General features: G+C 70.1%; 8 protein-coding genes. 1 reads left to right on the forward strand and 7 read right to left on the reverse strand.

What is annotated here, in order from left to right; translation table 11 throughout:
* Positions 1-135 precede the first annotated feature (135 nt).
* The 7 genes from SLINC_RS19290 to SLINC_RS19320 form a co-directional block, all read right to left on the reverse strand.
* Positions 136-1,566, reverse strand: coding sequence for a glycoside hydrolase family 43 protein (locus SLINC_RS19290; RefSeq protein WP_067434433.1), 1,431 nt, complete (start codon positions 1,564-1,566; stop codon positions 136-138).
* Positions 1,567-1,671: 105 nt separating this feature from the next.
* Positions 1,672-2,703 carry a galactofuranose ABC transporter, permease protein YjfF gene (gene yjfF / locus SLINC_RS19295; RefSeq protein ID WP_067434436.1) on the reverse strand — a complete coding sequence of 344 codons (1,032 nt, stop codon included), beginning with the start codon at positions 2,701-2,703 and terminating at the stop codon, positions 1,672-1,674.
* Positions 2,700-3,794, reverse strand: a complete 1,095-nt coding sequence (locus SLINC_RS19300; RefSeq protein ID WP_067434439.1) for an ABC transporter permease — start codon at positions 3,792-3,794, stop codon at positions 2,700-2,702. Before SLINC_RS19300 ends, yjfF begins: the two co-directional genes overlap by 4 nt.
* Positions 3,791-5,329: a sugar ABC transporter ATP-binding protein gene (locus tag SLINC_RS19305; RefSeq protein ID WP_067434442.1), complete on the reverse strand. Its 1,539-nt coding sequence runs from the start codon at positions 5,327-5,329 to the stop codon at positions 3,791-3,793. The genes SLINC_RS19300 and SLINC_RS19305 overlap by 4 nt, the downstream gene beginning before the upstream one ends.
* Positions 5,330-5,424: 95 nt before the next feature.
* Positions 5,425-6,426: an ABC transporter substrate-binding protein gene (locus SLINC_RS19310; RefSeq protein ID WP_067434445.1), complete on the reverse strand. Its 1,002-nt coding sequence runs from the start codon at positions 6,424-6,426 to the stop codon at positions 5,425-5,427.
* A gap of 1,326 nt (positions 6,427-7,752) precedes the next feature.
* Positions 7,753-9,468, reverse strand: a complete 1,716-nt coding sequence (locus SLINC_RS19315; RefSeq protein ID WP_067434448.1) for an ABC transporter ATP-binding protein — start codon at positions 9,466-9,468, stop codon at positions 7,753-7,755.
* Entirely contained in the window at positions 9,465-11,363 is a 1,899-nt protein-coding gene (locus tag SLINC_RS19320) for an ABC transporter ATP-binding protein (RefSeq protein ID WP_079164608.1), read from the reverse strand. The genes SLINC_RS19315 and SLINC_RS19320 overlap by 4 nt, the downstream gene beginning before the upstream one ends.
* 104 nt (positions 11,364-11,467) lie before the next feature.
* On the opposite strand from SLINC_RS19320, the gene SLINC_RS19325 reads away from it, so the two are divergent.
* Positions 11,468-12,334: a helix-turn-helix domain-containing protein gene (locus tag SLINC_RS19325; RefSeq protein ID WP_067434451.1), complete on the forward strand. Its 867-nt coding sequence runs from the start codon at positions 11,468-11,470 to the stop codon at positions 12,332-12,334.
* The last annotated feature ends 64 nt before the right edge of the window (positions 12,335-12,398 follow it).

Consider the following 12,398-nt stretch of genomic DNA (forward strand, 5'->3'; position numbering starts at 1 on the left):
TCTCGAACTGGCCCTTTCGCGTGTTCACGGTCGTGGCCGGCGCCGCGGACACAACCGCCTGCGGCCCCGCCATGGCCGAGGGACCTCGCGCGGGCGTTGGGTGCGTCACTTCATGGGATCGCCTGTCGGCGTGAGTCAGTTCGTCACGCGGAAGGTGGCGTCGCTGCGGGCCGTCGTGGTGGTGATCGGGTCGAGGCGGAGTTCGTAGGCGTAGTGGCGGATGTACCGGTCGGGGTGGCTGTACGACTGGAAGGACGACCATGTCGGATCGGCGAGGCCGGCGACCTGGCGGAAGGTGGCGTCCGCGGCGAACCGGGCGGTGCCGTCGTTGTAGGCCAGCTGGAAGTCGTAGTCGGAGTGCCGCAGGAAGTGGCCGGGGAAGTTCACCGACTCGAAGGAGACGGTGCCCGAGCCCGCCAGGCCGGGCCTCGGCCGGAACTGGGCGTCCGGGCCCGTGACGTTCTGGTCGATGCGCACGTCGAAGTCGGCGTGCCGGACGTACCGGTCCTGGAAGTTGAACGACTGGAGCCGCTTGGCCGGGGTGTTGGGCCAGCGTGCGAGTACGCGGCTCTCCTCGGCTGCCGTGAGGGTGAGGATCGCGCCGTGGCGCTTCTTCGTGCCGCCCAGGTTGTAGCTTCCCGATGCCGGGAGGCGGTAGGTGCCGGGGGCGGAGGGGTTGGTCGTCGTGACCGGCATGTAGCCGCGTCCGGAGGCGTACTGGTCGAGGTACAGGGTCCACTCGTCGCGGTCCCTGAACTTCATCCACATCGGGCCTTCGACCTGGGAGCCGGTCAGGCCGATGCCGGAGAGGTTGCCGAGGTCGGTCCACGTACCGAGGATCGAGTTGCTGCCTTCGAGCGTGATCTGGCCGTCGCCGGAGGCCCGTACGTAACGGAAGTCACCGACGCCGGACGGCACTTCGACAATCTGGGTGTCGATGATGTTCTGGGTGCCGGGGCGGTCGATGTAGAGCTGCGGGGTGGTAATGGTGCGGAAGTCGGTGGTGCGGGCGTAGTAGATGCGGTGCTTGAGCACGCCGTTGAGGGTGGCGTTGGTCGCCCAGTACAGGACGTAGTCGTTGGTGGCGGGGTTCCAGATCGCTTCCGGCGCCCAGGCGTTGCGGCCGTCGGGGATCGCGCCGGCGACGTTGAGCAGCCACGGCTGCGACCAGGTGACCAGGTCCGTGGACTCCCACACCACGAGGTTGCGGCTTCCGTTGTTCATGGAGTCGTCCCATGACTGCCCGCAGCCGATGCACAGGTCGGTCGCGATGATCCAGTACTTGTCACCGCCGGGGGCTCTGACCAGTGCGGGGTCGCGCACTCCACGAGTTCCCACCGTGGAACGCAGGGTCATCCCGCCGCCGTTGAGGTCACTCCAGTTCAGGCCGTCCGTGCTGTGCGAGAAGTAGATCTGCTGACCGGTCGACCCCTCCCCGATGAAGTGCGTCATCAGGTAGCCCGGGTCGGCGGCGGCGGCCCGGTCTGGTGTGGTCAGGGCCTGGCCTGTGAAGAGGAGGCAGGCGGCGAGTGCTGTCGCCGACAGCCTGGAGAGGAGCGCGCGCATGTGCATTTCTCCTGTCTTTGCTTTCTCTGGCTTTCCGGTGCCCCCGTGGTGCTGCGCTGAGGGCCTCGACTCACTTGCCGCTGTCGCGGCTCTCGGCGGTGCCCGTCAGGTCTTCCGGCGTGCCGTCATGGTTCGCTGGATCAGGATGAAGGCGCACAGCAGCACACCCGTGGCGATCTTCGTCCACCAGGAGCTGAGCGTCCCCTCGAACGTGATGACGCTCTTGATCAGGCCGAGCACCAGCACCCCGAAGAGCGTGCCCAGCACGTACCCGGAACCGCCGGTCAGCAGGGTGCCGCCGATGACCACGGCGGCGATGGCGTCGAGTTCCATGCCGACGGCGTGCAGCGGGTCGCCCGACTGGATGTACAGCATGAACAGCAGACCGGCCAGGGCCGAGCAGAAGCCGCTCACCGTGTACACGGCGATCTTCGTGCCGCCCAGCGGAAGGCCCATGAGCAGGGCCGACTGCTCGTTGCCGCCGATGGCGTACACACGGCGTCCGAAGCGGGTGTAGTGGAGCACGTAGGCGGCGACGGCGAGGACGACCAGGGCCACGACGGCGCCGATCGACAGGTCCCCCACGCCCAGTGACACCCGCGTCTGGGCCAGGGTGCCCACCGAGGCGTCGTTGATGGAGATGGACTCCTTGCTGATGACCAGGCACAGTCCGCGGAAGAGGAAGAGCCCGGCGAGGGTGACGATGAAGGGCTGGATCTCGAAGTTGTGGATCACATAGCCCATCAGGAAGCCGCCGAACGCGCCGACGGCCAGTGCGAGGGGGACGACCAGGAGCAGCGGCAGTCCCTGACGTTCCACCATCCACGCCGTGAACATGGTGGTGAAGCCGATCACCGAGCCCACGGACAGGTCGATGCCGCCCGACATGATGACGAAGGTGGCACCGATGGCGGCGACCAGCAGATAGCCGTTGTCGATGAACAGGTTGAGGAACACCTGGGGTTCACCGAACCCGTAGTTCTGGTACCGGCTGAGGCCACCGACGTACATGGCGATGAACAGGGCGGCCGTGACCAGGACGGGCAGACGCCGGTCGCCGAGCAGGCGCGTGGCACGGGCACGGGAGGCGGTGCTGCCGCGCGGAGCCGCCTTGGGGGTCTGGGCGGTCGCGCTCATCGCGACACCTCCATCTTCGGGGCGGCGTCGGCCGCCGGAGCGGGCTCCACCGGGGTGGCGTCCCGGCGCGGGCCCTTGGGGCCCTTCGCGCCGAAGACCTTGGCCCGGAACTTCGGGGACTGGAGCAGGCAGACGACGATGACGACGGCGGCCTTGAAGACCAGGTTGGTCTGGGTCGGTACGCCGATGGTGTAGATCGTGGTGGTCAGGGTCTGGATGACGAGGGCGCCGACCACCGTGCCGCCGATGGAGAACCGGCCGCCGAGCAGCGAGGTGCCGCCGATCACCACGGCGAGGATCGCGTCGAGTTCGATCCACAGACCGGCGTTGTTGCCGTCCGCTGCCGAGGTGTTGGAGCTGATCATCAGGCCCGCGATGCCCGCGCACAGCGCGCAGAACATGTAGACCATGATCTTGATGCGGGTGGACCTGATGCCGACCAGGCGGCTGGCCTCGGCGTTGCCGCCGACCGACTCGACCAGCAGGCCGAGCGCCGTGCGGCGGGTCAGCGCCACGGTGACGGCCACCACCGCGGCCACCACGAAGACGGAGAAGGGCAGGGTCAGCCAGTAGCCGCCGCCGATCAGCTTGTACGGCTCGCTGTTGACGGTGATGATCTGGCCGTCGGTGATCAGCTGGGCGACACCTCGGCCGGCGACCATGATGATGAGGGTCGCGATGATGGGCTGGATTCCCATCCTGGCCACCAGGAAGCCGTTCCACAGACCGCAGACGACCGCGGCCACCAGCCCGATGCCCATCGCCAGGAACACCGCGGACAAGGTGTTCTGGTCGGTCTGGTCGCTGATGTACGAGCAGGTCAGGGCGCCGGTGATGGCGACCACGGCACCGACGGAGAGATCGATGCCGCCGGTGGCGATGACCAGGGTCATGCCGACCGCGACCAGGATCAGCGGTGAGCCGAACAGCACGATGGAGACGAGGCTGCCGTAGAGGTGGCCGTCCGTCATGTTGATCGAGAAGAAGTCGGGCGTGAAGGGGACGTTGACGAGCAGCAGGGCGATCAGGACCGCGACCGGCCAGAACAGGTGGTGATGGGTCAGCGCTCGCCAGCGGGAGGTGGTGGTCACTGGTGTTCTCCGCTCGCGATGGTCTCAAGGATCTTGCTGGTGGTGATCTCCGGCCCGTTGGTCAGCCGCGCCACCAGCCGGCGGTCTCGCAGCACTCCGATGGTGTGGCTGAGCCGGAGCACCTCCTCCAGTTCGGCCGCGATGTACAGCACCGACATGCCGTCCTCGGAGAGGGACACCACCAGTTTCTGGATCTCCGTCTTGGCGCCGATGTCGATGCCGCGCGTCGGCTCGTCAAGGATCAGCAGCTTCGGCTGGGTGATCAGCCAGCGGGCGAGCAGTACCTTCTGCTGGTTGCCGCCGCTGAGCCGGCCCACGCGGGCCTCCGGGTCGGCGGGGCGGATGTCCAGCGCCTTGATGTACTTGGCGACGAGTTCGTCGCGCTGGGAGGCCGGGATGGGCCGGGTCCAGCCGCGGGCCGCCTGGAGAGCGAGGACGATGTTCTCGCGCACCGTCAGGTCGGGGACCAGGCCCTCGCTCTTGCGGTTCTCCGAGCAGAACGCCACGCCGGCCGCGATGGCGTCGTTCGGGGCACTCATCGAGACCTGCTTGCCGCCGATGGTCACCTTGCCGCTGTCGGGCTGGTCGGCTCCGAACAGCAGCCGCGCGAGCTCGGTGCGGCCCGATCCCAGCAGACCGGCGAGGCCGAGCACCTCACCCTTCTTGATCTCCAGGTCGAAGGGGGCGATGCCCCCGGTGCGGCCGAGCCCTTCGGCCTTGACCAGCGTCTCGCCGACGCCGGAGTGCAACTGGTGCTCGTGCAGTTCCTCGAGCTGGTCGAGGGCCTTGCCGATCATCAGCTCGATCAGCCCGACCTGGTCGAGGTCGCGGACCAGGTGCTCGCCGACCAGGGTGCCGTTGCGCAGGATGGTCATCCGGTCGCAGACCTCGTAGATCTGGTCGAGGAAGTGCGACACGAACAGGATCGCGACGCCCTCGTCCCTCAACTGCCGCATGAGGCGGAAGAGTTCGAGGACCTCGTCGCGGTCGAGGCTGGAGGTCGGCTCGTCGAGGACCAGCACCTTGGTGCCGGACCCCGCGGCGTCACGGCCCCCGGTGCCCACCGACCGTACGATCGCGACCAGTTGCTGCACGGCCAGCGGGTACGAGGACAGCGGCGCGGCGACGTCGATGTCGAGTCCGAGCCGGTCGACCAGCTCCGCCGCCTCCTCGCGCATCCGCTTCCACTGGATGCGGCCGGCGCGGGTGGGTTCGCGTCCGATGAAGATGTTCTCCGCCACCGACAGGTTGGGGCAGAGGTTGACCTCCTGGTAGACCGTGCTGATGCCGGCCTGCTGCGCCTGGAGCGGGCTGCCGAACCGTACCGACTCGCCGTCCAGGGTGACTGTGCCGCCGTCCAGGGAGTAGACGCCCGTCAGCACCTTGATGAGAGTGGACTTCCCCGCACCGTTCTCGCCCATCAAGGCGTGGATCTCGCCGGGGAAGAGCCGGAAGTCGACGCCCGACAGAGCCCGTACCCCCGGAAACTCTTTGACTATGCCCGTCATCTCCAGGACGGGTTGCGGCTCTGCCATGGCAGCGCTCCTCGTGAATGGTCCAGGTCCGCAGGGAGCCTCCCGGCCGAGGGATGTCGGCCGGCCGGAGGCTCCCTGCCGGTGGGGACGGTCGGTCAGTACTTGCGGGTGGGGAGCGCGTCCTTGGCCTGGTCCTGCATGAAGTCGCCCTCCTTGGTCTTGATCCAGCGCTCGACCGTCTCGCCGTCCTTGACCTTCTTCACGACCTCCATCAGCTGCGGGCCGAGCAGCGGGTTGCATTCGACGATGGCGTTGATCTTGCCTTCGGACATGGCGACGAAGCCGTCCTTCACGCCGTCGATGGAGACGATGAGGATGTCCTTGCCGGGCTTCTTGCCGGCCGCCTCGATGGACTGGATGGCGCCGATGGCCATGTCGTCGTTGTGCGCGAAGAGCACGTTGATGTCCGGGTTGGACTGGAGGAAGGCCGCCATGACCTGCTTGCCTCCGGCCCGGGTGAAGTCACCGGTCTGGCTGACGACGACCTTCCAGTCGTCCGCGTGGTCCGCGTCCATGACCTCCTTGAAGCCCTTGGCGCGCTCGATCGCGGGGGCGGCGCCGGTGGTGCCCTCCAGCTGGGCGATCTTCACGGCGCCCTTGTGGCCCGCCTTCTCCAGGACCTTCTCCAGGATCTTGGCGGCGCGCCGGCCCTCGTCCGTGAAGTCGGAGCCCACCAGGGTCACGTACAGGGAGTCGTCGGAGGTCTCGACGGAGCGGTCGGTGAGGACCACCGGGATCTTCGCGGCCTTGGCCTCCTTGAGCACCGCGTCCCAACCCGTGACGACCACCGGCGAGAAGGCGATGACGTCGACCTTCTGCGCGATGTAGTTGCGGATCGCGGAGATCTGGTTCTCCTGCTTCTGCTGGGCGTCGGAGAACTTGAGGGTGTACCCCGCCTCCTTCGCGGCCGACTTCACCGAGTCGCTGTTGGCGGTGCGCCAGCCGCTCTCCGAGCCGACCTGGGAGAAGCCGAGGGTGATCGCCTTGCTGCCGCTGCCGGCGGCGACAGAGCTGCCGTCCTCCTTGGCGCAGGCCGCGAGTCCGGTCGCAGCCGCCACGCCGACCGCCGCGGTGAGGAAGTTCCTTCTGCTGAGCATGCTTGATCTCCTTCGTTGAGCCGGCCCGGGGATGGGACTCGGTTGCTGCGGCTTCTGACGTTCCGTCGGAATCCGTGGAAGTGATGACGTTCTGAGGGCCGACCGACGTTCGAAATATTGAACATGCGTGACGTCAGAGGGTGGCCAGGGTGGGGTGCGGCCGGACACAGAGGGAGGAACCGGCGAAGTGGTCGTGGCGCTGATGTCGTCCGGCCGACGCGGGCGACGGGTCCGGGCTCGATGACGACCGGAAGTGCTCCGGTCGGGCCGCGCCCTCGTTCCACTCCTCGACGGCTCCAGGAGCGGGGTGCGGCTTCACTCCGCCACTGCGAAGAGGCCCTGGCGGACCGCGCTCAGCAGGGGTGCCGAGAACTCCGGCTCCGGGGTGCGAACCCGGACCCGGCGGCGTCGCAGGGAGTACGGGCGCTCACGTCGCCCGGCTTTCACAAGGGTAGGAGCGGTCTAATCGTGGGCCGCGCCCTGCCAGGGAGGTGCTGTTGTGCGCCGGATGTGCCACGGCCGTACCTCCCTCAAATGTGTCAGTGATGCGGAGGTCATATGAGCGCCCACCGTCCCCCCTGGTCAAGAGGTTGCGCGAGAAGCAGGTCATCACGTTTGGGTAACGCGGGACAGCGGGCGAGGCGGACCGCCTGCCGACCACCCGGCGCGAAGGTGCCTTCTTGGGCAGAGATATTGACGCCCGGCCGACATGCCCATACTTTCGAACGCCGGACGAAGTATCGAACCATGTACGACATCCCAGACGATCGACCCCGTTGACGGTCCCTCCTTGCACGCTGGTCCGGGTCGGAGCCACGAAATGAGGGCACCGTTATGACGGCGACAGATCCGGCAGCGCCGCGGTCCGTGCGACCTGCCCCTACCTGGTACCGCCCACGGGACGGGATCGCGAACGCCGGACACCTCGCGCCCGGACCACGGCACGGCTCGGCTCGGGGCGGCGCCCGTCATCGCACGGTGCGCACCTGAGGAGCTGGGCATCGGGCGCGGGCGAGCACGTCGACAGTCTGTGACGCCGGGTGCCCTCGCGATACGGATTCAGCACGCATGAGGCCTGGAAGCCCCATGAACACGTGGGAACGACGGAGGGGCGCTTCCCCGGGCCAGGCGCCCGGCAGTCGACGTTTCCGCGGGTCACAACCTCGCCCGAGGAGAACTCCTCAAGCGGGTGTCGCAGGTTCGAATCCTGCCGGGGGCACCTCCCAAAGGCCCCGGACCGATCATGCTCTGGGGCCTTTGACCTCTACGTCTGAGAGCGGTGGACGTTTCGCGGCTCGGCCGGACGCCAGGCCGGGCAGGGCCGTCTCAGTCCCGCGCCGCCCCTTCCAGGGACAGGTCCCAGTACGCGGCGTACCGGCCGGCGCGTCGCAGTAGTTCCTCGTGGCTGCCCTGTTCGACCACTCTCCCCGCGTCCAGGAAGGCGACCTGGTCCGCCTGGCGGGCGGTGCGCATGTGGTGGGTCACCAGGAGTACGGTTCGGCCTGCCATCAGCTGGGTGATGCCGGCGTGTACGGCTGCCTCATTCGCCGGGTCCAGGGCGGAGGTGACCTCGTCGAGGAGGACGATCGGGGCGTTCTTCAGCAGGGCGCGGGCGATGGAGACGCGTTGGCGTTCGCCGCCGGAGAGGAGTGTGCCGCCCTCGCCGACGTCCGTCGACCAGCCGCCGGGCAGTCGCTCGATCACCTCGTCGAGGCGGGCCGCGGCGGCCGCGGCCCGTACCTCGGTGTCAGTGGCGTCCGGGCGGCCGAGGCGGACGTTCTCCTCGATCGTGCCGTCGAAGAGGTAGACGTCCTGGAAGACGATGGCGATCCGTGCCATCAGGGCCGCGGGGTCCATCTCCCGTACGTCCACGCCTCCGATCCGCACGGCGCCCGCGTCGACGTCGTAGAAGCGGGCGAGCAGGTGCAGCAGTGTCGTCTTGCCGGCGCCCGACGGGCCGACGACGGCGAGCCGCCGGCCCTCGGGGACGGAGAGCGTCACGCCGTCGGCGACCGTGCGGTCGCCGTGCCGGAAGGTGACCGCGTCGAACGTGACGTCGTGGCCGGCCGGTTCGCGCGGCACGCGAGGCTCCGGGAGCGGCTCGGTGTTCAGGACGTCGTCGAGGCGGGTGAGTTCGGCGCGGGCGGCGCGGATGCCGCCGCTCATCTCGGCGAGGGACAGCAGCGGGTCGGCGCAGCGGGCGGCGAGTACCAGGACCGCGAGCAGCTCGGCCGCGCCGATGTCCCCGCCGAGGGCGAGGTACGCGCCGAGTGCGAGCAGCGCGGTGAACACCGCCTGCACGGTGACCGCGAGACCCAGCACACCCGGCAGCGCCGACATGGTGGAGCGGCGCGAGGCGCGGCGCAGTTCCTTCAGGGAGTCGTCCAGCAGAGCGAATCGCTCGCCGGTGCGGCCGCCGGCACGCAGCACCGGCTGGGCCTGGAGGTACTCGATGACGCGGCCGGTGGCCGCGCGCTCGCGTGCCACGCGCTCCGCGTCGGTCGCCGTCGTCGCGCGGGCCGTGCGCAGCTGGACCGCGGCCACCAACGGCACGGCGGCCAGGCCGGCAAGCCCCAGCTGCCAGTTGAAGGCGAGCATCACGGCGACGATCGTCAGCGGTGTCACACAGGCGGAGATGAACGGTGCCAGCAGGTGCGCGATCACGCCCATCGCCTGCAACACGCCCTGGCTTGCGAGGACGGACACCTCGCCGGTGCGGCCGGGTTGGTACCAGCCGATGGGCAACCGGGCGAGATGCTCGCCGAGACGCTCGTACATGCCGTGCAGCATCGTCGTACCCACGCGGAAACCGGAGCGGTCGCTGACGTACCGCAGCACCGCGTAGACCGCGACCGCCGCGCCGAACGCGGCCAGCCAGGGCCCGGCGTCCTCGGGTGTGCCGCCGAAGAGCGCGCGCAGCACGGGCACCAGCAGGGCGTACGACAGTCCCTCGGCGAGGGCGGTCACGGTCATCAGGGCGACGGTGCGGCGCACCGGCCCGGCGTACTCGTGGCCGAGCACGCGCAGCAGTGTGCTGATCATCGGGCCTCTTCCCCTTCCCTTTCCCTGGAACCGGCTTCCATGGCACCGGCTTCCACGGCACCGGCTTCCACAGCGTCGGCGTGGATCTTCCAGAATTCGGCGAACGCGCCGCCCCGCGCGAGGAGTTCCGCCGTCGTACCCCGCTCCACGATCTCGCCGTCGCGCAGCATCACGACGGTGTCGGCGTCGGCGATCGTCTCCAGGCGGTGGGCGATGACCAGCGTCGTGCGCTTCTCCCGGGTCTGCGCCAGCGCCTCGCGCACCGCCTGCTCGGTCTGCGGGTCGGCGAAGGCGGTGGCCTCGTCGAGGACCAGGACGGGGGTGTCCGCGAGCAGGGCGCGGGCGATCGAGACGCGCTGCGCCTCGCCGCCGGAGAGGCGGGCGTCCTCGCCGATCACCGAGTCGTAGCCGCGGGGCAGTTCGAGAACGCGGTCGTGGATGCTCGCCCGGCGGGCGGCGCGGACCACGGCGTCGCGGTCGGCGTGCGGGACGGCGAGGGCGATGTTGTCCGCGACCGAGGCGCGCAGCAGCCGGACGTCCTGGAAGACGAAGGACACCCGCCGGTACAGCTCCCGGCTGCCCACCTCACGCAGGTCGACGCCGCCGAGGAGCACGGAGCCGTGCGTCGGGTCGTAGAACCGCGGCAGCAGCTGCACCAGCGTGGATTTGCCACTGCCGGACGGCCCGACCACGGCGGTGACCGTCCCCGGCTCCAGCACCAGGTCGATACCGCGCAGCACCTCGCGCCCGGCCTCGGCACCCCCGTAGCCGAAGCGACCCTCGTTCCCGAAGCGACCCTCGTACCCGGAGCGACCCCCGTACCCGGAGCGACCCCCGTACCCGAAGCGGACGTCCCGCAGCTCCACCCGGTGTCCCTCGGGCGCCACCGGCCGTTCGGGCTCGGGCAGCGACGGTTCGGCGAGTACGTCCCGGATACGGCCTACGGCGCGCCGCGCGGCCTGTACGTCGTCGAAGCCGTGCCCGAGCGCGGCCACGGGCGCGGTCAGCCCGAGGCCGAGGAGCAGGAAGGGCAGCAGGTCCGCCGGGGCGAGCCCGCCCCCGGTGATCCGGTACGCGCCGCCGGCCAGCACCGCCAGCAGCACGAACGGCGGTGACAGCGCCACCTGCATCCCGGCGGCGACCCCGGCGAGACCGCGCACCATCCGGTAGAAACTCCGGGTGAAGTCGTCCACCGCGGTACGGAACCTGCCGTGCGCCCGCTCCGACCCGCCGAACGCCTTCACCACCGCGATGCCCTGCACGAACTCGACCACCGACGCCGAGATCCGCCCCATCGCGGCGTCGAACTCCTTCTGCTCGCGCAGCCGAGCGGGGGTCATCATCAACGGCACCAGCGCGACCGCCAGCAGCACGGGGATCAGCGTGATCAGCGTCAGCCGCCAGTCCACGGTGAACAGGTAGCCGAGCGAGACCAGCGGCACCACGAAGGCGGAGACCAGTTCGCCCGGCGTGTGGGCGATGACCGGGTGCACGGCGCTGACGTCCTCGCCCACCACCTTCGCCAGCTCCCCGCTGCGCCGCCGCGCCAGCCAGCCGATCGGCACCCGCCCGAGCCGCGCCGCGAGTTGCCGGCGCAGCGACAGCTGCACCCGGGTGTCGAGGAGGTGTCCGACGCCGGACGAGGCGGCCGTGAACAGCAGCCGTACGAGCAGCCCTGCCGCGCCCGCGATCACGACGTCGCGCACGTGCCCGTCGTCGGCCGGCCCCGGCGCGAGCAGCGTACGGCCGAGTTCGGCGACGGCGAGCAGCGGTGCCAGGCCGGCGACGGCGCCGATGACCTGGAGGGTGACGACGACGGCGAAGCCGCCCGCGTACGGGCGCAACAGACGGGCCACGCCCGGTGGTGGCGGCGCGGTGGTTCCGGTGGAAGTCATACGCCCACCTTCACCGCGGCCGCGGCCCGTCGGATTGAAGAAATGTTCCGCCCGGGCGGGTCCGCAGCAATGTTCCGCCCGGACGGGGTCCGTAGCATGGACGCATGTCAACTGCCGTGCGCCGGTGCGTCGCTGCCCCCGTGTGGGAGGTCACGCGGCCGGCCAGGCCCGGCCGCGTACCCGGCGTCGTCCTGACGGGGTTCCGCGACCTCGGCCCGGCTCCGGTCGACCACCGGCTCGACCCGCACCCCGTGCTGACGCTGGCGCTGACCTGCGGCGAGGCGGCGCTCGGCATCGACGAGTCGACGGGGCGGCAGCACCGCGGCAGCCTCGTCACCGGGCTCGGGTTCGGCGCCGGCGGTGCGGCGCGGGTGCGGGCCGCGAACGTCGAGTGGATACAGGTGCGGCTGTCCCCCGCCATCGCGCGCGCCGTGCTGGGGGTGAGCCCTGCCGAGCTGGAGAACTCCGTGGTGGCTCTGGACGACCTGTGGGGAGAGCGGCGGGCGGCCCGGCTGCGCGAGCAGCTGGCCCGGGCCGCCTCGTGGGAGGCACGCTTCGCGCTCGTCGAAGGCTTCCTCACCCCGTTGTCCGCCACGGGGCCCGCCATCGAGCCGGAGCTGGCCTGGGCCTGGGACCGTATCGTCGCCGGGCACGGCCGGGTGCGGGTCGACGGGCTGGCCGCCGAGCTGGGCTGGAGCCGCAAGCGCCTGTGGTCCCGCTTCCACACGCAGCTCGGCCTGCCGCCCAAGCGTGCCGTGCAGCTCGTCCGCTTCGACTGGGCCGCCACCCGCCTGGCCGGGGGCCAGGATGCGGCCGGGGTCGCCGCCGACTGCGGCTACGCCGACCAGTCCCATCTGCACCGGGAGGTCGTGGCGTTCACCGGCGTGACCCCCGCGACCGTGGCCGGCGGGTCGCTCATCGCGACGGCCGACTTGGCGTGGGTGGACCAGGTGCCGCGCCTGTCGGTATGACGGGGCAATGCCCTGGCCTCCCGCTACACGCATGGCCGCACCCGCCACCGCCGCCAACCGGCAG

The organism is Streptomyces lincolnensis, from assembly GCF_001685355.1.
In the GTDB taxonomy this organism is placed as follows: domain Bacteria; phylum Actinomycetota; class Actinomycetes; order Streptomycetales; family Streptomycetaceae; genus Streptomyces; species Streptomyces lincolnensis.